22 protein-coding genes are annotated in these 25,039 nt (G+C 62.3%); 11 read left to right on the top strand and 11 right to left on the bottom strand.

All coding sequences use genetic code 11. The annotated features are described in order from the left end of the window. Window positions 1-18: 18 nt before the first annotated feature. Entirely contained in the window at window positions 19-1,827 is a 1,809-nt protein-coding gene (gene oadA, locus PspR32_RS25845; RefSeq protein WP_010222793.1) for a sodium-extruding oxaloacetate decarboxylase subunit alpha, read from the top strand. A 68-nt stretch (window positions 1,828-1,895) separates the two neighbouring features. Here the strand turns inward: oadA and PspR32_RS25840 are convergent, their stop codons facing one another. The 3 genes from PspR32_RS25840 to PspR32_RS25830 are packed head-to-tail and all read right to left on the bottom strand — an operon-like array spanning window position 1,896 to window position 3,666. Further along, window positions 1,896-2,561 carry a GNAT family N-acetyltransferase gene (locus tag PspR32_RS25840; RefSeq protein WP_010222794.1) on the bottom strand — a complete coding sequence of 222 codons (666 nt, stop codon included), beginning with the start codon at window positions 2,559-2,561 and terminating at the stop codon, window positions 1,896-1,898. 16 nt (window positions 2,562-2,577) lie between these two features. Then, complete coding sequence (locus tag PspR32_RS25835) at window positions 2,578-3,024, bottom strand: GNAT family N-acetyltransferase (protein ID WP_159389338.1); 447 nt, start codon at window positions 3,022-3,024, stop codon at window positions 2,578-2,580. Window positions 3,025-3,036: 12 nt separating this feature from the next. Continuing rightward, a complete protein-coding gene (locus PspR32_RS25830) occupies window positions 3,037-3,666 on the bottom strand; it encodes an FMN-binding negative transcriptional regulator (protein ID WP_010222796.1) in 630 nt (209 codons plus the stop codon). A 90-nt stretch (window positions 3,667-3,756) separates the two neighbouring features. Between PspR32_RS25830 and pdxR the strand changes: the two genes are divergently transcribed. Continuing rightward, on the top strand, window positions 3,757-5,286 hold the full coding sequence (gene pdxR, locus PspR32_RS25825) for a MocR-like pyridoxine biosynthesis transcription factor PdxR (RefSeq protein ID WP_010222797.1): 1,530 nt from the start codon (window positions 3,757-3,759) through the stop codon (window positions 5,284-5,286). 3 nt (window positions 5,287-5,289) lie between these two features. Here pdxR and PspR32_RS25820 read toward each other — a convergent pair whose 3' ends face one another. The 6 genes from PspR32_RS25820 to aspA form a co-directional block, all read right to left on the bottom strand. Next, window positions 5,290-6,390 (bottom strand): polyamine ABC transporter substrate-binding protein, encoded by a 1,101-nt coding sequence (locus PspR32_RS25820; protein ID WP_010222798.1) that lies wholly within the window; start codon window positions 6,388-6,390, stop codon window positions 5,290-5,292. Continuing rightward, entirely contained in the window at window positions 6,387-7,433 is a 1,047-nt protein-coding gene (locus PspR32_RS25815; protein WP_100781873.1) for a histone deacetylase family protein, read from the bottom strand. The genes PspR32_RS25820 and PspR32_RS25815 overlap by 4 nt, the downstream gene beginning before the upstream one ends. A 141-nt stretch (window positions 7,434-7,574) precedes the next feature. Then, window positions 7,575-8,567: an AraC family transcriptional regulator gene (locus PspR32_RS25810; RefSeq protein WP_010222800.1), complete on the bottom strand. Its 993-nt coding sequence runs from the start codon at window positions 8,565-8,567 to the stop codon at window positions 7,575-7,577. 60 nt (window positions 8,568-8,627) lie between these two features. After that, complete coding sequence (locus PspR32_RS25805; protein WP_036995260.1) at window positions 8,628-9,620, bottom strand: asparaginase; 993 nt, start codon at window positions 9,618-9,620, stop codon at window positions 8,628-8,630. Window positions 9,621-9,683: 63 nt separating this feature from the next. Beyond that, window positions 9,684-11,093: an alanine/glycine:cation symporter family protein gene (locus PspR32_RS25800; RefSeq protein ID WP_159389337.1), complete on the bottom strand. Its 1,410-nt coding sequence runs from the start codon at window positions 11,091-11,093 to the stop codon at window positions 9,684-9,686. A 335-nt stretch (window positions 11,094-11,428) separates the two neighbouring features. Further along, window positions 11,429-12,853 (bottom strand): aspartate ammonia-lyase, encoded by a 1,425-nt coding sequence (gene aspA / locus PspR32_RS25795; RefSeq protein WP_010222803.1) that lies wholly within the window; start codon window positions 12,851-12,853, stop codon window positions 11,429-11,431. A 177-nt stretch (window positions 12,854-13,030) separates the two neighbouring features. Between aspA and PspR32_RS25790 the strand changes: the two genes are divergently transcribed. From PspR32_RS25790 to PspR32_RS25770, 5 genes are all read left to right on the top strand, one after another. After that, window positions 13,031-13,942: a LysR substrate-binding domain-containing protein gene (locus tag PspR32_RS25790; RefSeq protein ID WP_010222804.1), complete on the top strand. Its 912-nt coding sequence runs from the start codon at window positions 13,031-13,033 to the stop codon at window positions 13,940-13,942. A gap of 200 nt (window positions 13,943-14,142) precedes the next feature. Then, the gene (gene purE, locus PspR32_RS25785; RefSeq protein WP_010222805.1) at window positions 14,143-14,634 is read left to right on the top strand and encodes a 5-(carboxyamino)imidazole ribonucleotide mutase; all 492 of its coding nucleotides are present in this window, start codon (window positions 14,143-14,145) and stop codon (window positions 14,632-14,634) included. 10 nt (window positions 14,635-14,644) lie between these two features. Continuing rightward, window positions 14,645-15,727: a 5-(carboxyamino)imidazole ribonucleotide synthase gene (locus PspR32_RS25780; RefSeq protein ID WP_010222806.1), complete on the top strand. Its 1,083-nt coding sequence runs from the start codon at window positions 14,645-14,647 to the stop codon at window positions 15,725-15,727. A 93-nt stretch (window positions 15,728-15,820) separates the two neighbouring features. Then, window positions 15,821-16,069 carry a GlsB/YeaQ/YmgE family stress response membrane protein gene (locus PspR32_RS25775; RefSeq protein ID WP_010222807.1) on the top strand — a complete coding sequence of 83 codons (249 nt, stop codon included), beginning with the start codon at window positions 15,821-15,823 and terminating at the stop codon, window positions 16,067-16,069. A 50-nt stretch (window positions 16,070-16,119) separates the two neighbouring features. Continuing rightward, on the top strand, window positions 16,120-16,653 hold the full coding sequence (locus tag PspR32_RS25770; RefSeq protein ID WP_026001294.1) for a DUF3299 domain-containing protein: 534 nt from the start codon (window positions 16,120-16,122) through the stop codon (window positions 16,651-16,653). A gap of 55 nt (window positions 16,654-16,708) precedes the next feature. Here the strand turns inward: PspR32_RS25770 and PspR32_RS25765 are convergent, their stop codons facing one another. Together PspR32_RS25765 and PspR32_RS25760 are read right to left on the bottom strand one after the other, a co-directional pair. Beyond that, window positions 16,709-17,605: a D-hexose-6-phosphate mutarotase gene (locus PspR32_RS25765; RefSeq protein ID WP_159389336.1), complete on the bottom strand. Its 897-nt coding sequence runs from the start codon at window positions 17,603-17,605 to the stop codon at window positions 16,709-16,711. A gap of 72 nt (window positions 17,606-17,677) precedes the next feature. Next, window positions 17,678-18,079, bottom strand: coding sequence for an acyl-CoA thioesterase (locus PspR32_RS25760; protein ID WP_009402429.1), 402 nt, complete (start codon window positions 18,077-18,079; stop codon window positions 17,678-17,680). Between the two features lie 371 nt (window positions 18,080-18,450). Here PspR32_RS25760 and PspR32_RS25755 point away from each other — a divergent pair, with 371 nt between their 5' ends. The 4 genes from PspR32_RS25755 to pstA all read left to right on the top strand — a co-directional run bounded on the left by PspR32_RS25755 (window position 18,451) and on the right by pstA (window position 25,016). Continuing rightward, a complete protein-coding gene (locus PspR32_RS25755; RefSeq protein WP_010225948.1) occupies window positions 18,451-19,740 on the top strand; it encodes an MFS transporter in 1,290 nt (429 codons plus the stop codon). A 161-nt stretch (window positions 19,741-19,901) separates the two neighbouring features. After that, the gene (locus PspR32_RS25750) at window positions 19,902-20,900 is read left to right on the top strand and encodes a phosphate ABC transporter substrate-binding protein PstS (protein ID WP_010225946.1); all 999 of its coding nucleotides are present in this window, start codon (window positions 19,902-19,904) and stop codon (window positions 20,898-20,900) included. 139 nt (window positions 20,901-21,039) lie between these two features. After that, a complete protein-coding gene (locus tag PspR32_RS25745; RefSeq protein WP_159389335.1) occupies window positions 21,040-23,328 on the top strand; it encodes an ABC transporter permease subunit in 2,289 nt (762 codons plus the stop codon). 71 nt (window positions 23,329-23,399) lie between these two features. After that, window positions 23,400-25,016: a phosphate ABC transporter permease PstA gene (gene pstA / locus PspR32_RS25740; protein ID WP_174242345.1), complete on the top strand. Its 1,617-nt coding sequence runs from the start codon at window positions 23,400-23,402 to the stop codon at window positions 25,014-25,016. The last annotated feature ends 23 nt before the right edge of the window (window positions 25,017-25,039 follow it).

Genomic DNA, 25,039 nt, shown 5'->3' with positions numbered 1-25,039 from the left:
CGCTATGAGGAGATAAGAATGTCCAAGAAGATCTTTGTTACCGACACAATCCTGCGCGACGCCCACCAGTCCCTGCTGGCCACCCGCATGCGTACCGAAGACATGCTGCCGATCTGCGACAAGCTCGACAAAGTCGGCTACTGGTCGCTGGAAGTCTGGGGTGGGGCGACTTTCGATGCCTGCGTGCGCTTCCTCAAGGAAGACCCGTGGGAGCGCCTGCGCAAACTGCGCGCAGCATTGCCCAACACCCGCCTGCAGATGCTTCTGCGTGGGCAGAACCTGCTGGGCTACCGCCACTACAGCGACGACGTGGTCAAAGCCTTCGTCGCCAAGGCGGCGGTTAACGGCATCGACGTGTTCCGCATCTTCGACGCCATGAACGACGTGCGTAACCTGCGTGTCGCCATCGAAGCGGTCAAGGCCGCCGGCAAACATGCCCAGGGCACCATCGCCTACACCACCAGCCCCGTGCACACCATCGAAGCCTTCGTCGCCCAGGCCAAGCAGATGGAAGCCATGGGTTGCGACTCGGTGGCAATCAAGGACATGGCCGGCCTGCTGACCCCGTACGCCACCGGCGAGCTGGTCAAGGCACTGAAGGCCGAGCAGTCGCTGCCGGTGTTCGTCCACTCCCACGACACCGCCGGCCTGGCTGCCATGTGCCAGCTCAAAGCTATCGAGAACGGCGCCGATCATATCGACACCGCCATCTCCAGCTTTGCCTGGGGCACCAGCCACCCGGGCACCGAGTCGATGGTCGCGGCCCTCAAGGGCAGCGAGTTCGACACTGGCCTGAGCCTGGAACTGCTGCAGGAAATCGGCCTGTACTTCTATGCCGTGCGCAAGAAATACCACCAGTTCGAAAGCGAGTTCACCGCTGTCGATACCCGCGTGCAAGTCAATCAGGTACCGGGCGGGATGATTTCCAACCTGGCCAACCAGCTCAAGGAGCAGGGCGCGCTCAACCGCATGAATGAAGTGCTGGCGGAGATCCCGCGGGTGCGTGAAGACCTCGGCTTCCCGCCGCTGGTGACCCCGACCTCGCAGATCGTCGGCACCCAGGCGTTCTTCAACGTACTTGCTGGCGAGCGCTACAAGACCATCACCAACGAGGTGAAGCTGTACCTGCAAGGCGGCTACGGCAAGGCCCCGGGTGTGGTCGACGAACAACTGCGGCGCCAGGCCATCGGTAGCGAAGAAGTCATCGATGTGCGTCCGGCTGACCTGCTCAAGCCAGAAATGACCAAGCTGCGCAATGACATTGGCGCCCTGGCCAAGTCGGAAGAAGACGTACTGACCTACGCCATGTTCCCGGACATCGGGCGCAAGTTCCTCGAAGAGCGTGAGGCCGGCACCCTGACCCCTGAAGTGTTGCTGCCGATTCCGGAAGCCGGTGCCGTGGCTTCGGCCGGCGGCGAAGGCGTACCGACCGAGTTCGTCATTGACGTGCACGGTGAAACCTACCGGGTGGATATCACCGGTGTTGGCGTCAAGGCCGAAGGCAAGCGCCACTTCTACCTGTCCATCGACGGCATGCCGGAAGAAGTGGTGTTCGAGCCGCTCAACGAGTTCGTCGGCGGTGGCAGCAGCAAGCGCAAACAGGCCAGTGCGCCGGGCCATGTCAGTACCACCATGCCGGGCAACATCGTTGATGTGCTGGTCAAGGAAGGCGACATGGTCAAGGCCGGCCAGCCAGTGCTGATTACCGAGGCAATGAAGATGGAGACCGAAGTGCAGGCGGCAATTGCCGGCAAGGTCACCGCCATTCACGTGGCCAAGGGCGACCGGGTCAACCCGGGCGAGATCCTGATCGAGATCGAGGGCTGATGTTCAGGCCCTCATCTACAAGCGGTTAACCTCTGGGGGGCGTATGCTCCCCTTTTTTTTGCACGCACCTACCGACACGCTTGCAGTGTTCGCACCTGCCCTTCAGGGCGTTGGTTATCTTCCGCCAACCAGCGCTCAAACCCCGCCGCAATCGCCGGCCATTCATCATCGGTAATCGAGAACCACGCTGTGTCGCGGTTACGGTCCTTGATCACCATATGCTTGCGAAACACCCCTTCGAAGGTGAAGCCAAAGCGCAGTGCAGCGCGCTTGGAGCGGGCGTTGTCGTTGTTGCACTTCCATTCCAGGCGGCGGTTGCCCAGCGCGAACGCCAGCTTGCCGAGCAGGTAGATGGCTTCGGTACCCTTGGGCGTGCGTTGCATGGCAGCGCCGAAGGCGATGTGGCCAATTTCGATGCGGCCCTGTTCGGGCACGATCGACATCAAGCTGAGGATGCCCTGGGTCTGGCCGCTGGCCAGGTCAATGACGCTGTAGAACAGCGGGTCGCTGCTGGCGGCGTTGATGTCGAGCCAGTGATCGAAATCCTCGCGTTCGCTGAACGGACCGTAAGCCAGGTAATCCCACAGTTTGTTATCGGCCTGGGGGCCCTGGAACACTTCCCAGAGGTCTTCGGTGTCGCGCTTGGGGTCGAGTTTTTCCAGGCGTACGAAGCGCCCGGTCAATGTCGAAGGTTGCGGGCGCTTGGCCGGATGCCAGTGCAATGGGCTGTTCATGGGTGGCTCCTCTGGCTTACAGCGGTTTGCGGAACTGAATGAAGCCGGGCCGCTCGGCGACTTGCTCGTACAGGCTGATAGCCGTGGCATTGGTTTCGTGGGTCAGCCAGTGCACCTTGGCGCAACCTGCCGACTTTGCCGTAGCGTAGACATATTCGATCAATTGGCGGCCGATACCCAGGCCACGCTGCTCACTTTGCACGTACAGGTCTTGCAGGTAGCAGGAATTCTCGATGCTCCAGTTGGAGCGGTGATAGATCCAGTGGACCATGCCCAGCGCCTTGCCGTCGACCCAGGCCAGCGCGGCATTGGTTGGCTCGCTGGGGTTGAGCATGCGCTCCCAGGCCACGGCGCTGACTTCGTCGGCGATGCGTGTTTGGTAAAAGCGCTGATAAGCCTGCCACAGTGGCAGCCAGGCACTGTGATCGGCGGCAGTGACGGGGCGGATGGTTACGCTAGCCATAGGCATGCTCCTTCAAGGTTGGCCCATCAGGGCGGCCAGTTGGTTGTCCAGGGGATCGGTACTGTTGGCCAGGCCTTTGCGCACGCCTTCGATATCGATGGCCGAACGGTTCTGGCTAAGTTTGCGTGTGCCTTGCAGGCGCTCGATGGGCAGGGCGAAGCCGACGATCGCCTTGAGCATGCCGGCCATGTAGTCGGCCGGTGCTTCTTCCACCGACCAGGGCTTGGCCTGGCTTTGTTCATGCTGATCACTCAGGCGCCTGACGATAGCCAGCAGGCGCTCGGCGTCGTGATACACCTCGGCCTTGCCCCAGGCGTGCACCGTCACGTAGTTCCAGGTCGGTACCGTGCGCGGGTCGTCGATCTTGCTGGGGTAGTAACCCGCGCTGACATACGCATCCGGCCCGGCAAACACCACCAGCACCTCGGCGCCGTTGGCCAGCTCCTGCCATTGCTTGTTGGCCCGGGCGAAGTGGCCGTACAGGGTGCCGTTGCTGCCCTGGCTGCGATCCAGTAACAGGGGGAGGTGGCTGGCCTGCAGACCCTGCTCGCCGTGGGTGACCAGCACGGCGAGGCGCGTTTGTTCGATCTGCTGATGCAGGCGGTCGAGATCGGTTTCCTTGTGGCTCGAAGGTGTGAACATATGAATTGTCCTTGGCGAATGGCTCAATCCTAGGCAGGCTATTGGACTAAGGTAAGAGCCATTTCAAGCTAATTTCATAGGTCCAATGTCATGAGCGAGCGTCCTTTCACTTTGCCGTTCGACCCGACGGGCATCGTCCTGGATCGCCGTCAGGGCCTTAGCCGCCAGCTCTACCATGCCCTGCGCCTGCGGGTGCTGGACGGTCGCTTGAGCAGCGGCACGCGCTTGCCGGCGACCCGCGACATGGCGCAGGTGCTAGCGCTGTCGCGCAACAGCGTAGTGCGCGCCTATGACCAGCTGTATGCCGAGGGCTATATCGAAAGCCGGGTGGGCGATGGCACCTATGTCAGCCACCTGCCAAAACTATCCACAAAAGTATCCACAGGGTTATCCCTGGGTTTTTCCACAGGGTTATCCACAAAAACAGCGGAAAATACTGAGGATTCATCCAGTAAAGTTATCCACAGTGGTCCAATGCACCGTCTGGAAAACAACCATCTACCGGCGCCTAAAAGCGGTCCGCCGCGGGCTTTTCGTGTCGGTTTGCCGGCGTTCGACCTGTTCCCGTTCGACGTCTGGGCCAAGCTTCAGGCGGGTTTCTGGCGTAATCCCGATCCTGCTGCGCTGGGTTATGGCGACCCGGCTGGCGAGCCGCAACTTCGCGAGCTGATCGCGACCTATTTACGTCGATCTCGTGGGCTTTCGTGTGCGGCTGAACAAATTGTGATCACCAGTGGCGCGCAGCAGGCCATTAGTCTTTGTGCACAGCTGTTGCTGGAGCCTGGCGAAGTAGTGGCTGTGGAAAACCCCGGCTACCGCGCCGCTGGCAACGCCTTCGCATTGACCGGGGCAACGGTACAAGGAGTGGCGGTGGACCACGAAGGGCTCGACTGCGCGGCGCTCAATGCCGTGGAGCATTGCCGCCTCAGCTACGTGACGCCGTCTCACCAGTACCCGACCGGCGTCACCATGAGCTTGGCCCGGCGCCTGGAATTGCTGGCCTGGGCCGAGCGCAAGGACGGCTGGATCATTGAAGACGACTACGATGGCGAGTACCGCTACAGCGGCGACCCGCTGGCGCCTTTGGCGGCACTGGATCGTAGCGGGCGGGTGTTGTATGTCGGCACCTTCGGCAAAATCGCCTTTCCGGCGCTACGCCTGGGCTACCTGGTGCTGCCAAAGCAGCTGGTACAAGCCTTTTCCCGCTGTCGGGCGCTGGCCGTGCGGCACTCGGAGGTGGGTACTCAGGCGGTGATGGCGCAGTTCATGGCCCAGGGGCATTTTCAGCGGCATATTCGGCGCATGCGCAGGGCCGCACTGAGTCGACGCAATGCGTTAAAGGCTGGGTGGCCCATGGACGTTCCCGGCGTTGGCGCCATGCCGGACGTCGCAGCAGGATTGCACGTGAAAGTCGATATCGACAGCTATGCCCGCGAGCAGGAGTTGATCGCCCGTGCTGAAGCGGTAGGCGTTGAGCTCAATGCCCTGAGCGATTACTGGCTGCCAGATTCGACGGTCCCTATGGATGAGCGCGCGGGGCTGGTACTGGGCTTCGCCGCCGTGGGCGAAGCCGCTATTGCCGATGCCCTGGCCCGCTTGCGGCGGGCCTGGCGTCAGTGACGATCAGGTCCCGGCCTTGATCTTGGTCCAGGCGCGGGTGCGCGCCCGCTCGGCATCGCGTGGCAGTGGCTGCAGGGTGTAGAGCTTGGCCATGGCTTGCTCGGTGGGGTAAAGGTTGGGGTTGTTGCGGATGGCCGGTGCAACCAGTTCGGTGGCGTCCTTGTTGGGGTTGGGGTAACCGACAAAGTCGCTGATGGGCGCGATCACCTTGGGCTGCAGCAGGTAGTTGATGAAGGTGTAGGCATCTTCCGGGTTGGCCGCGCCTTTGGGGATTGCCAGCATGTCGAACCAGATCGGAGCACCTTCCTTGGGCAGGCGCATGTCGACGACCACGCCGTTCTTCGCCTCGGTGGCGCGGTTGGCCGCCTGGGAGAAGCTGCCCGAGTAGCCGACCGCCACACAGATGTCGCCATTGGCGATATCCGCCATGTACTTGGAGGAGTGGAAGTAGGTGACGTGCGGGCGGATCTTCAGTAGCAGCTCTTCGGCCTTTTTGTAGTCCGCCGGTTTCGTGCTGTTCGGTGGCAGGCCCAGGTACTGCAGGGCCAGCGGCAGGATTTCCGACGGCGAGTCAAGCAAGGCCACGCCGCATTGCTTGAGCTTGGCGATGTTCTCTTCCTTGAAGATCAGGTCCCAGCTGTCGACCGGGGCATTGTCGCCCAGCGCCGCCTTGACCTTGGCCGGGTTGAAGCCGATCAGTACGGTGCCGTACATGTACGGCACGGCGAACTGGTTGCCGGGGTCGTTGGCCTCGATCAGCTTCATCAGTTTCGGGTCCAGGTGCTGCCAGTTCGGCAGCTTGCTGCGGTCCAGCGGCTGGAACACCCCGGCCTCGATCTGCTTGGCCAGGAACACGTTGGACGGCACCACCACGTCGTAGCCGGAGTTGCCGGTCAGCAGCTTGGCCTCCAGGGCTTCGTTGGTGTCGAAGATGTCGTAGATGAGTTTGACCTGGCTGTCTTTCTGGAAGTCCACCAGGGTTTGCGGGGTGATGTAGTCGAACCAGTTGTAGACCCGCAGGGTGCGTTGCTCGGCAGCTTCCAGGCTACCGGCGAGCAGGGTGCTGCAGAGCAGAGGGGCGAGCAGGCGCTTGAGTCGGGTCATGCTTGAGCTTCCTGTTGGGCGCGTTCGAAACCTTCGAGTACGTTCACTGCGTTGATGCCGATTTCCTCGACCGCATAACCACCTTCCATGACGAACAGCGTCGGCGTGCCGAGGCGGGCGATGCGTTCGCCCATCTTCAGGTAGTCGGGGCTGTCGAGCTTGAACTGGGAGATCGGGTCGTCCTTGAACGTGTCCACGCCCAGCGAAATCACCAGCACGTCCGGGCCATAGGCGGCGATGCGCTCACAGGCGTCATCCAGGGCCTTGCTCCAGGTCAGCCAGTCGCTACCGGCGGGCAGCGGGTAATTGACGTTGTAGCCCAGGCCTTCACCTTCGCCTTGCTCATCGGCATAGCCAAGGAAGAACGGAAACTCGGCCTGCGGATCTCCATGGATCGAGGCGAAGAACACATCACTGCGCTGGTAGAAGATTTCCTGGGTGCCGTTGCCGTGATGGTAGTCGACATCGAGGATTGCCACCTTGCCCCGGCCTTGGTCGAGGAACGCCTGGGCGGCGATGGCGGCGTTGTTGAGGTAGCAGTAGCCGCCCATGACATCGCTGGCGGCGTGGTGTCCCGGTGGCCGGCAGAGGGCGAAGGCGCTGTGGGCGCCGGTCTGGATCGCAGCCTGGGCGGTGAGGGCAACCTGCGCGGCGCTGTAGGCCGCTTGCCAGGTGCCAGCGGTGATTGGCGCGCCGGCGTCGAAGCTGTAGTAACCGAGTTCGCCGTGCAGGCCGCTAGGTTTGACGCTGCGCAGGGTGCGCGCCGGCCAGGTGAAGGGCAGCAGGTCGCCTTCGTGGCCCAGCTGGGTCCAGCGCTGCCAGGCGCCTTCGAAGAAGTTCAGGTAATCGGCACTGTGCACCCGCAGCAAGGGCGCGCGGCCAAAGTCGGCAGGCCCCTTGATTGCACCCAGCTCGCGGGTTTTTACCCGCTCCAGAACATGGTCGGCGCGCGAAGGCATCTCGAAGCAGGGCATCAGTCGCCCGTCGATCAGCTCGCAGCGGCCATGGTGCAGGCGGTGGTCATCGGAATAGATCGTCAGCATCTTGTTGTTCTCCGGGTCACTGGCGTCGCTCCATTGTTGGTGGCCCGGGCCCGGTGCAGAACGACGGAAACGGCCAAAAGGGGACCGATATGGCCAGCCTGACTGTCCGGATTTCGCCCCCTGGCAGTGCAACCGTCGTATTCAGGCGCGGAAGTGGCTTGGCGCAACGCCGCTCCAGCGCATGAAGGCGTGGCGAAAGCTGGCGGTTTCGCTGAAGCCCAGCAGTTCGGCGATGCGGTAGATGGGCAGCTGATCTTCGGCCAATAGCTGCTTGGCACGCTCGAAGCGCAGTTCATCGAGCAGTTGTTGATAACTGCTGCCCAGCTCTTGCAGGTGCCGACGCAAGGTGCGCGACGAGCAGTTCATCTGCCGCGCCAGGCCTTCCAGCCCGGGAGCCGCATCGAGTTGTTCAAGTAGCAGTTGGCGAATCCGCCCGAGCCAGGCCTGGCGACCGGTGAACTCCAGGTTTAGCCGTCGGCAGCGCTCGCTCATGGCCCGGTGGGTGATCTGGTCGGCCAGCGGCAGGGGTTGCTCCAGCCATGCGCGCGCGAAGGCGAAGGCATTGTCGGCTGCCTCGAAGCGCAACGGGCAGGCGAAGCTGTCGCCATACAGCGCATGGTAATCGGGCGTGGGGTGGGCGAAGCGTGCCGCCAGCAGCGGTAGCGGTTGGCCAAGCAGGTCGTCGCAGATGACTTTCAGCGAGGTCAGGCAGAACTCGGCATTGAACGCCGCCAGCTGCGGTTCTTCGCGATAATCGCTGGCGCTGAACCAGACCCGCTCGCCGTCGTCGATCAGGCGCAGCTGAAAAAGTGTTCCCAGTAGCGCCGGGTACTGCATCGCCAGGCGCAAAGCGTCACCTAAGGTGGCACTGGAGAGCAGGGCGTAACCGAGCATGCCGTAGCAGGAAACATGCATGCGCCGGCCCAGTTCCAGGCCCACTTCGCGGCGCTGGGCCACGGCATTGGCACACACCAGCATCTCCTGGCGGGTGGTGATGCGCGAGTCGGCGCGGCCCAGGTCTGCCGGGCTGATGCCGCTGCCGGCAAGCAGCGCTTCATCGCCGGGGCCCTGGCCTTGAAAGGCCTGCAGAACCAGGGACACGGCGTTGAGGGTGGTGAGGTGTGAATGGAGCATGCTCGGCTTCTTTCGGCAGGTTGGCCAAACAAGTCGAGCAATTTGTATGCCTTCAGTCGCTTATAGCAATTCCCCGCAAAGATCCTGCTCCACCAGGCGCCGAACCTCGGCAACCGGCAAACCGCTGCCCAGCAACAGCTGCAACTTGCCGAACAGTGCTTCACGGGTCATGCCGCCTCCCGACAGCACACCGACCTGGCGCAAGCGGCTGCCGGCCTGGTAGACATCCAGTTCAACCCCGCCTTCATGGCACTGGGTGATGGCGACCACGACGATGCCACGTGCCTGAGCCTCGGCCAGGGCGGCGAGAAAGTCGGGGTTGTCGGACGGGCCGGTGCCACTGCCAAAGCACTCCAGGATCAAGCCTTGTGCGCCGCTGGCCAGCGCGGCCTGCAACAGGGGGGCGCCAAACCCTGGCACCAGGGGCAGCACCGCGACATTGGCGACCTGTTTCGGTTGGCGATAGTCGAGCGCGGCGGGCAGGGGTTGCGGCGCGCCAGCGCCGGCAAAACGCTTGAGGGTAACGAACGGATGACGGCCAAAGCTGCGCACCTTGGCGGTATGGTGCGGGGCCAGCAGTTCACCGTGAAAGTACAGTTGCACACCGGGCGGGACGCCTGCAGCCAGGGCCTGTAGCGCCCCGGTGAGATTTTCCCAGGCATCGCTGTCGGCGACACCGGCTGGCAGCATGGAGCCGGTGAACAGCACCGGGACCTGCAGGCCCAGCAACTGGAAGCCCATGGCCGCAGCGCTGTAAGCCAGGGTATCGGTACCGTGCAGCACCAGCACGGCATCGCAGCTTTGCCCGTCGACCGCATCGATGATCGCCGCACGCAGGCGCTGCCAGTAGTGCGGGGTCATGTTGGCGCTGTCGATCAGCGGTAGCAGCTCACGGAACTGCCAGACGGGAATAGCGGCCTGCCCAGCCAGTTGCTCGCGCATCCGTTGCTCGAAGCCCGAGGCGGGGGCCAGGCCGTTGGCGCTGGCTTGCATGCCGATGGTGCCGCCGGTGTACAGCACCAAGATGTTGCGGGCTGGTTGCGCAGTTGCCATTCGCCTGTCTCCATGGTCGGCTTGAGATAAGCCGACCACAGTACGCCATCACTGTGCAGGCTGTCAGCGCTTGGCGTCTTCGACCTTGGCTGGCCAGGCTTTGGTGTCGAGGTCCAGGTCGGCGAACTTGGCCGAATCGAACACCGGCGTTTTTACCCCGGCAGCGCGCTGGTCGTCGTAGTCGCGCAGCACGCGCATGGCCACCTTGAACAGCAGGGCCAGGGCGATCAGGTTGACGAAGGCCAGGCAGGTCATGGTGATGTCGGCGAACGCGAACACCGTGCCCAGGTTCTGCACCGCGCCCCAGAAGATCAGCAGCAACACCAGTGCGCGGTAGCCGATCAGGGCCTTGCGGTTGTCACCGACCAGAAAGCGCAGGTTGCTCTCGCCCAGGTAGTAGTTGTAGAGGATCGAGGTGAACACGAACAGCGCCAGGGCGACGCTGATGAACATCCGTCCCCAGTCACCGACCACGGCAGCCAGCGAGTTCTGGGTCAACGCGATGCCGTCCCCTTCGAAGCCCGGGGTGTAGAAGCCCGAGAGTAGGATCAGCAAGGCCGTGCAGGTGCAGATGATGAAGGTGTCGAGGAACACTGAGAAGGCCTGGACCACGCCCTGGGCAATCGGGTGTTCGACCTGGGCCACGGCGGCGACGTTGGGTGCGCTGCCAAGGCCGGCTTCGTTGGCGAAAACGCCGCGCTTGACGCCCATGATGACGGCGCTGCCGACCAGGCCACCGAAGGCCTGATCCAGGCCGAAGGCGCTTTTGACGATGGTCATCAGCATGCCCGGCACCTGATCGAACTGCAGCACGATCACGTAAATGGTTACGGCGATGTAAACCAGGGTCTTGACCGGTACCAGCAGGTCGGCGACGGCGGCGATACGCTTGATGCCGCCGATGAACACCAGGCCCAGCAGCAGCGCCAGGGCGATACCGGTGTAGGTGGTATCGAACTGGAAGGCGTTGTTCAGCGAGTGGGTCACGGCGTGGGCCTGCAGGCCGTTGAAGGCGAAGCCGAAGGTGACCAGCAGCAGGAAGGCCATGACCATGCCCAGCCAGCGCTTGCCCAGGCCATGTTCGATGTAATACGACGGGCCGCCGCGGTACTGGCCTTCACTGTCGCAGCGTTTGTACAGCTGGCCGAGGGTGCATTCGATGAAGCTGCTGGACATGCCGACCAGCGCGGTTACCCACATCCAGAACACCGCACCGGGGCCGCCGAGGGTCACGGCGATGCCGACACCTGCGATATTGCCCGCACCGACGCGGCCGGCGAGGCTGAGCATCAGCGCCTGGAACGAGCTCAGTTGTTCGCTGCTGCTGCGCAGGCTGTCGCGAAATACCGAGAACATATGGGTGAAATAACGCAGCTGAACGAAACGCGAGCGGATCGTGAAGTAACTGCCCAGACCGACAATGAGCACGATCAGTACCTTGCCCGATAGGAAGTCGTTGATGACTTCAAGCATGGAGTGTTCCTCGCTTTTAATGACTTTTACTGCATGTCGCGCCAAGGAGCTGGCACGCAAGAGGGCGGGCACTATACCGATGCGAGCGCCGCGCGTCTGCCTTGGCGTGGCGGATATGCCCTGTGGTCGCCACCGTGGGAGCTGGCGTTGCCAGCGATGCGGCCGACGCGTAGCAGCTGAAACCGTGCTGATTTCATCGCCGGCAAGGCCGGCTCCCACAGGGATTGAAGGTGCGGCAGGAGGGCATAAAAAAAGGGCCCGGGGAATGATCCCTGGGCCCTCAAAAGGTGAGAGGTGTCTAGTCCCTCGACCTGGTGAGCGTGTTACAGCATCGGTTACGCCTTGAGCGGCACCAGACGCGGAGCAATCATGTTTTCCGGACGCAGGATGTCGTTGAGCATCTCTTCGTCCAGCAGGCCTTCTTCACGTACCAGTTCCAGCACGCCACGGCCGCTTTCCAGGGCGATGGCAGCGATACGGGTAGCGTTTTCATAGCCGATGTACGGGTTCAGGGCGGTGACCAGGCCGATCGAGTGCTCGACCAGTTCACGGCAGCGTTGTTCGTTGGCGGTGATGCCGACGATGCAGTGCTCGCGCAGCATGTCCATGGCGCGTTGCAGCAGGCGGATCGAGTCGAAGATCTTGTAGGCGATCAGCGGCTCCATGACGTTCAGCTGCAGTTGGCCACCTTCGGCCGCGACGGTCAGGGCCAGGTCGTTGCCCATGATGGCGAAGGCCACCTGGTTGACCGCTTCCGGGATAACCGGGTTGACCTTGCCTGGCATGATCGAGCTGCCTGGCTGACGCGCTGGCAGGTTGATTTCGTTGATGCCGGTGCGTGGGCCGCTGGACAGCAGGCGCAGGTCGTTGCAGATCTTCGACAGCTTGACCGCAGTACGCTTGAGCATGCCCGAGAACAGGACGAAGGCGCCCATGTCCGAGGTGGCTTCGATCAGGTCGGCAGCCGGTACCAGCGGCTGGCCGCTGATGGTGGCCAGGCGCTGAACGGCCAGGGCCTGGTAGCCAGGGTCGGCGTTGATGCCGGTACCGATGGCGGTACCCCCCAGGTTGATTTCGGTCAGCAGCTCTGGCGCCAGGGAACGCAGACGGTTGAGGTCTTCGGTCATGGTGGTGGCGAAGGCGCGGAATTCCTGGCCCAGGGTCATCGGCACAGCGTCCTGCAGCTGGGTACGGCCCATCTTCAGTACGTGATCGAATTCCTGACCTTTGGCAGCGAAGGCCTGGATCAGGCTGTCGAGGCTGGCCAGCAGGGCGTCGTGACCCAGCAGCAGACCCAGACGGATCGCGGTCGGGTAGGCGTCGTTGGTCGACTGCGCCATGTTCACGTCGTTGTTCGGGTGCAGGTACTTGTACTCGCCCTTCTGGTGGCCCATGGCCTCCAGCGCGATGTTGGCGATCACTTCGTTGGCGTTCATGTTGGTAGACGTACCAGCACCGCCTTGAATCATGTCGACCACGAACTGTTCGTGGTAGTCGCCGCGGATCAGACGGGCGCAAGCCTCGCTGATGGCAGCGTGCTTGGCATCGCTCAGGTGACCCAGCTCGCGGTTGGCGTCGGCAGCAGCCTGTTTGACCATGGCCAGGGCCACAACCAGTTTAGGGTAGTGCGACAGCGGAACGCCGGAGAGGTGGAAGTTGTTGGCAGCACGCAGAGTCTGGATACCGTAGTAGGCATCAGCAGGGACTTCGAGGGTGCCAAGCAGATCTTTTTCGACACGGAACGATGCAGCAGCGGACATGATAGATATCATCTCGAGTTTGACCCGGCACATGCCGGAATGGCGCCAATCCTAGGCTTGCGCCGATTTTGCGGCCAATGCTGTTACACGCTAACCTATGCATAAACGGCATACGGGTTGATGTGACGTCAACTGCCGATCGAGCGTGTTCAATTTTGGTGCATGCCTGGAGAGCTCATGAACCTTGAGAGCAAATGGCTGGAAGATTTCAGTGCCCTGGCCGCGACCCGCAGCTTTTCCCAGGCCGCCGAGCGCCGCTTCGTCACCCAGCCGGCCTTCAGCCGGCGTATTCGCAGCCTTGAGGCGGCGCTGGGGCTGACCCTGGTCAACCGCTCGCGTACGCCTATTGAGTTGACGGCGGCGGGGCAATTGTTCCTGGTGACGGCGCGTACGGTGGTGGATCAGTTGGGCGAAGTGTTGCGCCACCTGCATCACCTGGAAGGCGGGCAGGGCGAGGTGATCCAGGTGTCGGCGGCGCACTCGCTGGCGCTGGGGTTCTTTCCGCGCTGGATCGCGCAACTGCGCAACGACGGCCTGAACATCGCCACGCGCCTGGTGGCAACCAACGTCGGCGATGCGGTGCATGCCCTGCGTGAAGGCGGCTGCGACCTGATGCTGGCCTTCTACGACCCCGATGCAGCCTTGCAAATGGATGCGGAGATCTTCCCGTCGCTGCATCTGGGCCATACCGAGATGCTGCCGGTGTGCGCCGCCGATGCCGAGGGTAAGCCGCTGTTCGATCTGGAAGGCGAGGGCAGTGTGCCGTTGCTGGCCTACAGCGCCGGGGCGTTTCTCGGTCGTTCGGTCAATCTGTTGTTGCGTCAGCGCAACCTGCGTTTTACCACCGTCTATGAAACGGCGATGGCCGACAGCCTCAAGAGCATGGCCCTTGAAGGCCTGGGTATCGCCTGGGTGCCACGGCTGTCGGCGCGGGCCGAGCTTGAGCGCGGTGAGCTGGTGATTTGCGGCGGCAGCCAGTGGCATGTGCCGCTGGAAATCCGCCTGTATCGCTGCGCCCTGGTGCGCAAGGCCAACGTGCGCCTGCTGTGGCGCAAGCTTGAGGGCGGTTCGCCAGCAGCCGGAGCTTGACCCAAAAGTCAGCCAAAGCCCCGAAAAATAAGGCCGACAGTTGGTCGTCAGGGTGCATCCAAGGCGTTGCTTTGCGGTATACTGCGCGGCCTTCGGTCGGCATGCCCGGCCCTAATTCGTATAACAAGCCACGCCGGTCGTCCCGCGTGGCTTGTTGTTTTTTGACGCGCCTGCGGGCGCCCAAGAGAAGAGGCTCGACGATGAGTGCACTGGTTGGCGTGATCATGGGCTCCAAGTCCGATTGGTCCACCCTTAGCCACACCGCCGATATGCTGGAAAAACTCGGCATTCCCTACGAGGTCAAGGTGGTGTCTGCCCACCGGACCCCGGACCTGCTGTTCCAGTATGCCGAAGAGGCCGAAGGCCGTGGCATCGAGGTGATCATCGCCGGCGCCGGTGGCGCTGCCCACCTGCCAGGCATGTGTGCGGCCAAGACCCACCTGCCGGTGCTGGGCGTGCCGGTACAGTCGTCGATGCTCTCCGGGGTCGACTCGCTGCTGTCGATCGTGCAGATGCCAGCCGGTATTCCGGTTGCCACCCTGGCCATTGGCAAGGCCGGCGCGATCAACGCCGCGCTGCTCTCGGCAAGCATCCTTGGCGCCAAGCACCCGCAGTTCCACACGGTGCTCAAACAGTTCCGCGCTGAGCAGACAGACAACGTTCTGGACCATCCAGATCCGCGCCAGGCTTGAGGTCAAAAGCATGAAAATCGGTGTAATCGGTGGCGGCCAGCTGGGCCGCATGTTGGCTCTGGCGGGTACTCCGCTGGGCATGAACTTCGCTTTCCTCGACCCGGCTCCAGATGCCTGCGCGGCGCCTCTGGGCGAGCACCTGCGTGCCGATTACGGTGACCAGGACCACCTGCGACAGTTGGCCGACGAAGTTGACCTGGTGACCTTCGAATTCGAAAGCGTCCCGGCTGAAACCGTGGCCTTCCTGTCGCAGTTCGTGCCGGTCTACCCGAGTGCCGAATCCCTGCGTATCGCCCGCGATCGCTGGTTCGAAAAGAGCATGTTCAAGGACCTGGGCATTCCCACCCCGGCCTTCGCCGATATCCAGTCGCAAGCCGACCTGGATGCCGCCGTTGCCAGCATCGGCCTGCCTGCCGTACTCAAGACCCGCACCCTGGGTTATGACGGCAAGGGGCAGAAAGTGCTGCGAACTGCCGAGGATGTTGTGGGTACCTTCGCCGAACTGGGCAGCGTCCCGTGCCTGCTCGAAGGCTTCGTACCGTTCACCGGCGAAGTGTCGCTGATCGCCGTGCGCGCCCGTGATGGCGAAACCCGTTTCTACCCGTTGGTGCACAACACCCACGAGAGCGGCATCCTGCGCCTGTCGGTGGCCAGCGAAGACCACTTGCTCCAGAACCTGGCCGAAGACTACGCCGGTCGCGTGCTCAAGCAGCTCGACTATGTCGGCGTGCTGGCTTTCGAGTTCTTTGAAGTCGATGGTGGCCTCAAGGCCAACGAGATTGCTCCACGGGTGCATAACTCCGGGCACTGGACCATCGAAGGCGCCGAGTGCAGCCAGTTCGAAAACCATCTGCGTGCCGTTGCCGGTTTGCCGCTGGGTTCGACCGCCAAGGTCGGCGAAAGCGCGATGCTCAACTTCATCGGTGAAGTGCCGGCGGTCGACAAGGTGATTGCCATCGACGAATGCCACCTGCACCACTACGGCAAGGCCTTCAAGGTCGGGCGCAAGGTTGGCCACGCCACCCTGCGTTGCGACGACCTGGCGACCCTGGAACAAAAAATCCAGCAAGTCGAAGCCCTGATCAAGGGCTGAAGGGAACCTTCCCGCTCCGCTATCCCTCTGATGGCAGGATGCCAAAGCGCTGGCTAGGCTTTGGCATGCGCCATTTAACTCAGAGGGATTGCCATGGGTATCATCGGAACCATCTTCATCGGCCTGATCGTCGGTCTGCTGGCACGCTTTCTAAAGCCTGGCGACGACAGCATGGGCTGGATCATGACCATTCTGCTGGGTATTGCCGGTTCGCTTGCCGCGACCTACGGCGGCCAGGCGCTGGGCATCTATCAGGCCGGAGAGGGTGCGGGTTTCCTCGGCGCGCTGGTGGGCGCGATTGTCCTGTTGGTGATCTACGGCCTGGTCGTCAAAAAGAGCTGACGGCAGGCTAGAATGCTCGGCACCGAACTCCTTCGTTGCCGAGCTTTTTCATGCGCCGTGTATTACTCCTCTCCCTATTGCTGCTGAGCGGCCTGGCCCGGGCTGAAATGCCGGAAACCGACTGGCTGGAACTGATGCCCAAGTCGGACCAGAAAGCCCTCGAGCAGATGCCCGAAATCGACCATAACTCTCCGGAAGCCATGGGCACCTTCACCGAAAAGGGTGGCCTGAAGCAGAGCCAGGGCCTGCCGGCGGTCATGTATTCGACCAAGACCGTGGCAGCCATGAACGGCAAGCAAATTCGCTTGGGCGGCTATCCGGTACCGCTGGAAACCGACGCCAAGGGCAACAGCACGCTGTTCTTCCTGGTGCCTTACCCGGGCGCCTGTATCCATGTGCCGCCACCGCCACCGAACCAACTGGTGCTGGTGCGCTATCCCAAGGGCTTGAAGCTCGACGATATCTACACGCCGCTGTGGGTCAACGGTACCTTGAAGGTGGAGAAGGTCAGCAATGACCTGGCCGATGCGGCCTATGCAATGGATGCGGCCAAGGTGCGGGTGGTGGAGGACGCTGATCTGTGAATGATCGCGGGGCAAGCCCGCTCCTGCAGGAGCGGGCTTGCCCCGCGATAGCGATCTAGAGCGCTTCGCTAGCGATTGTCAGGCTCAGCGAATGGGTCGCGCCCGGCGCCAGTGTGACCAGGTCATCCACCACGTTGGCGGTTTCGATGCAGAGCATGCGCTGCCAGCCATCGTCGGCCATGTCTGGCAGTTCGGCGGCGCGCGCGGTCCAGGGGTTCCAGACCACGGCCGTACGCGAACCCTGCGCGGTTAGCACAATGCGCCGCTGCCAGGCCGGGTCGACAATACTCAGTTGGTCCGGCGCCTGCAGGTAGATGCGGTCGGTCTCGCCGGCAAAACCAAGATGGCCTTGCTGCTTGCGTTGCTCCCAGTTGGCCAGGGTCTCGATGTAGTCAAGGCCATCGACACCTTCAACCTGCACCTGACGCACATCGCTGACGGCGAAGTAGCTGTGCAACGCCTGGCTGAGGGTGACCGCAACGTTGTCGAGGTTGTAGCTGGAGAGGGTAATGCTCAGTTGCTCGCCCATGACAATGCTCAGCGTGAGCTCGACATTATGGGGCCAGCCGGGGAGGTCGCCCTGGGTCTCGGGCAGGGTGAATTCGACGCGGATATCGTCGTCGCCGCTGGTGATCCCCAGCAATTGCCAGTCACGACCGCGGACCAGGCCATGGGCAGGGCCGTCTTCCGCGTGATACATGGCCTGCACCGCTTCGGGGTTGCGCTTGAAAATGCCAAACCAGGGCCAGCACACCGGAACACCGGCGCGCACGGATTTGCCTTGCTTGAAGATGGCCTGGTCACTGAGCCACAACAAAGGCGGCTCGCCGAGGCGCTGATAGCTCAGCACCTGCGCGCCCTGCTGGGCTACCAGCAGTTCGGCAGTGTCGCTGGTGATGCGCCAGCAATTGAGCTCGCCGTGCTGTTCGGATTCGACCTTGGGTGTGGACATGCGCTTTATCTCGTTGGTTTGCCGTACGGCTTTGGACCGCTTGCATGCCTTCGAGTTTACCGCGCAGCGGTCTCAGCGACGAGGAGGAACCGAGCGGGTGCGACCGCTGCCGTCGATGGCGACGAACACGAATACCGCTTCGGTAACCTTGCGCCATTCACTGGACAGCGGATCGTCGCTCCATACTTCGACCATCATCTGGATCGAGCTACGGCCGATTTCCAGGGTCTGGGTATAGAAGGACAATTGCGCGCCGACCGCCACTGGCACCAGGAATGCCATGCGATCGATGGCCACGGTGGCGACACGGCCGCCAGCGACACGGCTGGCCATTGCGGTGCCGGCCAGGTCCATCTGGGCGACCAGCCAACCGCCGAAAATATCGCCGAAACCGTTGGTTTCACGGGGCAATGCAGTGATCTGCAAGGCCAGGTCGCCTTGCGGGATAGGATCTTCTTGTTCGAGTTCAATCATGCCGGGGGTGCCTCTGACCCATGACGCTTCGTTGGTTGGCGCTATGAAAGACGCCTCGAAAAACGATTCAGCACAACTATTCTACGCTGCTTTCGCTTTGCCAGGCGGCGAAGGGAAACTCTGCGAAACCGACTAAGCATACCTAGCGGCGTTTTCGCACAACATCCTTCAGAAGACGCAACCCTTTCCTACAAGCGGCCAGTATATAGAGCCGAAAGCGCAGCGACGACCATGCAGTCATGAATACTTGTATTGAATTTGTACTGCTATGTGCTTTTTCCAGCAATTTGCTATCGTTCCAGGCTTCCCAGGCCCAAACCCGCGCGCCAGGCGGCCTGCACCCCAATAAGAAATGCCAACAAGAGAGACCTATGACCTCCGTGCCCGGCAGTATCGCGCAGCCTTCGAGGCCGCTGACCCGCAGTGACTACAAGACCCTGTCGCTTTCCGCCCTGGGCGGTGCGCTGGAATTCTACGATTTCATCATCTTCGTGTTCTTCGCCACGGTCGTCGGCAAGCTGTTCTTTCCCGCCGAAATGCCCGAATGGCTGCGTTTGATGCAAACGTTTGGCATCTTCGCCGCCGGCTACCTGGCGCGGCCACTGGGTGGCATCGTCATGGCCCATTTCGGCGACCTGTTGGGGCGCAAGAAGATGTTCACCCTGAGCATCTTCATGATGGCCGTACCGACGCTGATCATGGGCCTGCTGCCGACCTACGCGCAGATCGGCCTGTGGGCGCCGATCCTGCTGCTGGTGATGCGGGTGATCCAGGGCGCGGCGATTGGTGGTGAAGTGCCGGGCGCCTGGGTGTTCGTCTCCGAGCACGTGCCGGCACGCAACACCGGTTATGCCTGCGGCACGCTGACGGCAGGCCTGACCGCCGGGATCCTGCTCGGCTCGCTGGTGGCGACCCTGATCAACACGGTTTATAGCCAGCAGGAGGTCGCCGACTACGCCTGGCGTATCCCGTTCCTGCTCGGTGGGGTATTTGGCCTGTTCGCCGTGTACCTGCGCCGCTGGCTGCATGAAACACCGGTATTCGCCGAGATGCAGGCGCGCAAGGCGCTGGCTGAGGAGGTACCGCTGCGCGCCGTGCTGCGTGATCACCGTGGCGCCATTGTCCTGTCGATGTTGCTGACCTGGCTGCTGTCGGCCGGCATCGTCGTGGTGATCCTGATGACTCCGGCGCTGTTGCAGAGCCTCTATCAGGTCAGCCCCACCGATTCGCTGAAGGCCAATAGCCTGGCCATCGTCCTGCTCAGCCTGGGGTGCATCGGCACCGGGACACTGGCCGACCGTTTTGGCGCTGGCCGGGTGTTTATCGTCGGTAGCCTGGCGTTGCTGGTGACCTCCTGGACCTTCTATCACACCTTGCCCACCCATCCCGAATGGCTGTTCCCCCTGTATGCCCTGACCGGCCTGTGTGTCGGCATTGTCGGCGCCGTGCCTTACGTGATGGTCAAAGCCTTTCCGCCTGTAGTCCGTTTCAGCGGCCTGTCGTTTTCCTACAACCTGGCCTACGCGATCTTTGGCGGTCTGACGCCGATGGTGGTCACCGCGCTGCTCAAGCTCAGCCCGATGGCGCCTGCCTATTATGTCGCTGGCATCTGCGCCATTGGTCTGTTGGTGGGAATTTATCTGACGGCGAAAAAGCGCTGAAAGCGCTCTAAAACAAGCCTCGCAACATTTTGCAAAGGCCATCACCGCTCGCCGGTGATGGCCTTTCATCTAATTGTCACATTCGATTCATAGAGTAGTCATACGGCCTGCAGATACTTGGGCCCGATCCATCTCACCCCAATTCCTGCTAGGAGCAAGGCATGAAACTGAAGCGTTTGATGGCGGCCCTGACTTTCGTCGCCGCTGGCGTTGCCACCGCCAATGCGGTTGCCGCTGTTGACCCTGCTATTCCGACCTACACCAAGACCACCGGTGTGTCGGGCAACCTCTCCAGCGTCGGTTCCGATACCCTGGCCAACCTGATGACCCTGTGGGCTGAGGCCTACAAAAAGGAATATCCGAACGTAAACATCCAGATTCAGGCTGCCGGCTCCTCTACTGCGCCACCCGCGCTGACTGAAGGTACCGCCAACCTCGGCCCGATGAGCCGTAAGATGAAGGACGTCGAGCTGCAGGCCTTCGAACAGAAGTATGGCTACAAGCCAACCGCCATCCCGGTTGCCGTCGACGCCCTGGCCGTGTTCGTGCACAAGGACAACCCGATCAAAGGCCTGACCATGGCCCAGGTCGATGCCATCTTCTCCTCGACCCGCCTGTGCGGTGCCAAGGCCGACGTGAAAACCTGGGGCGACCTGGGCGTGACCGGCGACCTGGCCAACAAGCCAGTGCAGCTGTTCGGCCGTAACTCGGTGTCCGGCACCTATGGCTACTTCAAGGAAGAAGCCCTGTGCAAAGGCGACTTCAAGCCGAACGTCAACGAACAACCGGGCTCGGCTTCGGTCGTACAGTCGATCAGCAGCTCGCTGAACGGCATCGGTTACTCGGGCATCGGTTACAAGACCGCCAGCGTCAAGACCGTGCCTCTGGCCAAGAAAGAAGGCGGTGCCTTCGTTGAAGACAACGAAGCCAACGCCCTGAACGGTACTTACCCGCTGTCGCGTTTCCTCTACGTCTACGTCAACAAGGCGCCGAACAAGCCTCTGGCCCCGCTGGAAGCCGAGTTCGTCAAGCTGGTCCTGTCGCAAGCCGGCCAGCAAGTCGTGGTTAAGGACGGTTACATCCCGCTGCCTGCCAAAGTGGTTGATAAAGCCCTGGCGGACCTGGGTCTGAACCACAACGGCAACGTTGCGAAGAAGTAAGTGAAAGACCGGCGGGGTCGGGTTTTGTCCCGGTCTCGCCACTCATTGCGAGTCCGCTGCCAGGGGTATCTGCGCGGCGGGCTTTTTTGCGTCACTGCATTGTCATGTTTTTGTCATACGGGACCGCTAGGGTGTGCGCATGAATGATCTGGCCAACTCCACAATGACCCAAAATTCTCCCCCCGTGCGGATTGACTTCAATACGCCCGAACTGCAACGCAAGCGGCGCATGCGTGCGCTCAAGGACCGCCTGACCCGCTGGTATGTACTGGTGGGCGGGCTTGCCGTGCTGGCGGCAATCACCCTGATCTTCTTCTACCTGGCCTACGTGGTCGTGCCGCTGTTCCAGGGCGCGACCCTGACCAGCAAGAAGGCCCTGGAGCCGACCTGGCTGCAGCAGGACGCCGGCAAGCCACTGATGATTGCCCTTGAAGAGCAGAACCTGGTCGGCATGCGGGTTTCCGACAAGGGCCAGGCGCTGTTCTTCGACACCAAGACCGGTGCCGAGCTCAAGCGTGTGGATCTGCCGGTGCCTGCCGGTACCCAGGTGACTTCGATCGGTGCCGATCAGCCGGGCAACCCGTTGGTGGTGCTGGGCCTGTCCAACGGCCAGGCGCTGGCGTTCAGCCACAGCTACAAGATCACCTACCCGGACAACAAGAAAACCATCAGTCCGGCCATCGACTTCCCGTATGGCCAGGAGCCGTTCACCCTGGACGACCAGGGCCGCGCGCTGGAACATGTCAGCCTCAACGTCAATGGCGAGACCCTGGTAGTGGCCGGCTCTACCGGTGCGCACCTGCAGGTGGTGTCGCTGAGCCGTGAAGAAAACATGATGACCGGCGAAGTCACCAGCGAGCAGAGCCGCATCGACCTGCCGCAGATGACCGAACCGGTGAAAGCCATCTTCATCGACCCACGTCAGCAATGGCTGTATGTAATCAACGGTCGCGCCCAGGCCGACGTTTTCAGCCTGCGCGACAAGAGCCTCAACGGTCGCTACAAGCTGCTCGACGACGGCAATGCCGAAGTCACTGCCAGCACCCAGCTGGTGGGCGGTATCTCGCTGATCATCGGTGATTCCAAAGGCGGCCTGGCCCAGTGGTTCATGGCCCGCGACCCGGATGGCGAGCAGCGCTTCAAGCGCATTCGCGAATTCCAGATGGGCAAGGCGCCGATCGTGCAGATCGATGCCGAAGAACGCCGCAAGGGTTTCGTCGCCCTCGATGCCGACGGCAAGCTCGGGGTGTTCCACAGCACCGCGCACCGTACCCTGCTGGTCGAACCGGCCGCGGAAGGCGCGGGCATCCTGGCGCTGTCGCCGCGGGCCAACCGCATCATCATCGAAGAAGGCGGCAAGCTGCTGCCGCTGAGCCTGAAGAACCCGCACCCGGAAGTGTCCTGGAGCGCGCTGTGGAGCAAGGTTTGGTACGAGAACTACGACGAGCCCAAGTACGTTTGGCAGTCGACCGCCTCGAACACGGACTTCGAACCCAAGCTGAGCCTGTCGCCGCTGACCTTCGGTACTCTCAAGGCTGCGTTCTACGCGATGATCCTGGCCGCGCCGCTGGCCATTGCTGCCGCCATCTACACCGCCTATTTCATGGCTCCGGGCATGCGCCGCAAGGTCAAGCCGGTGATCGAGCTGATGGAAGCGATGCCGACGGTGATTCTCGGCTTTTTCGCCGGCCTGTTCCTGGCGCCATTCCTTGAAGGTCACCTGCCAGGTGTGTTCAGCCTGTTCCTGTTGATGCCGCTGGGCATCCTGGTCGCCGGCTTCACCTGGAGCCGTCTGCCCGAGTCGCTGCGCCTGCGGGTGCCGGATGGCTGGGAAGCGGCGATCCTGATCCCGGTGATCCTGTTCACCGGCTGGTTTGCCCTGTACATGAGCCCGTTCATCGAGAACTGGTTCTTCGACGGTGACATGCGCCTGTGGATCACCAACGATCTGAAGATCACCTATGACCAGCGCAACGCCCTGGTCGTGGGCATTGCCATGGGCTTCGCGGTGATCCCGAACATCTACTCGATCGCCGAAGACGCCGTGTTCAGCGTGCCGCGCAGCCTGACCCTGGGGTCGCTGGCGCTCGGTGCCACGCCGTGGCAGACACTGACCCGCGTGGTCATCCTGACCGCAAGCCCGGGGATCTTCTCCGCGCTGATGATCGGCATGGGCCGCGCCGTGGGTGAAACCATGATCGTGCTGATGGCCACCGGCAACACCCCGGTCATGGAAATGAACCTGTTCGAAGGTATGCGCACCCTGGCGGCCAACGTTGCGGTGGAGATGCCCGAATCGGAAGTCGGTGGCAGTCATTACCGCGTGCTGTTCCTCGCCGCGCTGGTGCTGCTGATGTTCACCTTCGTGATGAACACCTTGGCCGAGCTGATTCGCCAGCGTCTGCGCAAGAAATACTCGTCGCTTTGATAGAAAGGTAGCGATCCGTGAAAAAGGATTCCCTCAAAAGCTGGTTCAAGAGCGGCGCCCCTGGCGTCTGGATGAGCGGTGGCGCGGTCGCCATCGCGGTGATCATGACCATTGGTCTGCTCGCCGTGATCGCCGTGCGCGGCCTTGGCCACTTCTGGCCGGCCGACCTGCTGCAAGCCAGCTACAACGTGCCTGGCCAGGCCAACCACATCGTCGTCGGCGAAGTGGTGCAGAAGGAAGAAGTACCTCGCGCGCGTCTGAAGGGTGCCGGCTTGCCGGTGCCTGACGAAGGCCCTGAGTTCATGACCCGCGAGCTGATCAAGATCGGTAACCGCGACCTCAACGGCAGCGACTTCACCTGGGTGGTTGGCGAATGGCTGACCGACCAGCAGAAGCCGGTCGACCTGATCGCCCTGGAGCGCCGCGAGTGGGGCAACTTCTACGGCTACCTGGTCAGCGTCAAGGAGAACGGCAAGGTGGTCGCCGAAGGCCAGGCCGCCTGGAGCGAACTGCAGAACCGCCTCAAGCGTGCCGACAAGCTGGCCGGCGAGCTGCAGAGGCTTGAGAAGAAAGACATCGGTGCGATCAACTACGGCCTTGAGCGCCTGCGCCTGCAGACCCGCAAGCTGGAACTGGATGGCAAGCTGGATGCCGCTGCCCAGGCTGATATCGAAGCCGAGCGCGCCGAGCTGAACAACCGCTACAAGGCCATCGAAGAGCGCCTGGGCGGCCTGCACCAGGACTTCGGCCGCGACAGCCTGGTAGCCAAGGACGGTAATGGTCGTGAGGTGGAAATCAACCTGAGCAAGGTGGTGCACGCCTACCAGCCAAACGGCATGGGCGTATTCACCAAGCTGGGTGTGTACTTTGCCAAGGTCTGGGAATTCCTCAGCGACGACCCGCGTGAAGCCAACACCGAAGGCGGGATCTTCCCGGCGATCTTCGGTACCGTGATGATGACCCTGATCATGGCCGTGATCGTCACCCCGTTCGGCGTGCTGGCGGCGGTGTACCTGCGTGAGTATGCGCGTCAGGGCCCGGTGACCCGCTTGATCCGTATCGCGGTGAACAACCTGGCGGGTGTTCCGGCAATCGTTTACGGCGTGTTCGGCCTGGGCTTCTTCGTCTATGTGCTGGGTGGCTCGCTCGACCGGTTGTTCTTCCCCGAAGCCTTGCCCGCGCCGACCCTGGGTACCCCGGGCCTGCTCTGGGCTTCGCTGACCCTGGCGCTGCTGGCGGTGCCGGTGGTGATCGTGGCCACCGAAGAAGGCCTGGCGCGAATTCCGCGCACGGTCCGTGAAGGCTCGTTGGCGCTCGGTGCGACCAAGGCCGAGACCTTGTGGAAGATCGTCCTGCCGATGGCCAGCCCGGCGATGATGACCGGCATGATCCTCGCCGTGGCCCGCGCCGCCGGTGAAGTGGCGCCGCTGATGCTGGTGGGGGTGGTGAAGCTTGCGCCTTCGCTGCCGGTGGACGGCAACTACCCGTACCTGCACCTGGACCAGAAGATCATGCACCTGGGCTTCCACATCTATGACGTCGGCTTCCAGAGCCCCAACGTCGAGGCCGCGCGGCCGCTGGTGTACGCCACCGCGTTGCTGCTGGTGCTGGTAATCGCCACGTTGAACCTCTCGGCGGTCTGGATTCGTAACCACCTGCGCGAGAAGTACAAGGCGCTGGATAGTTGACTGAAAGCTATTAGCCATAAGCG

It is taken from the genome of Pseudomonas sp. R32, assembly GCF_009866705.1.
GTDB lineage: Bacteria > Pseudomonadota > Gammaproteobacteria > Pseudomonadales > Pseudomonadaceae > Aquipseudomonas > Aquipseudomonas donghuensis.
Note: the sequence above shows the minus strand (reverse complement) of the source record. Positions and strands in the feature narration are given on the sequence as shown.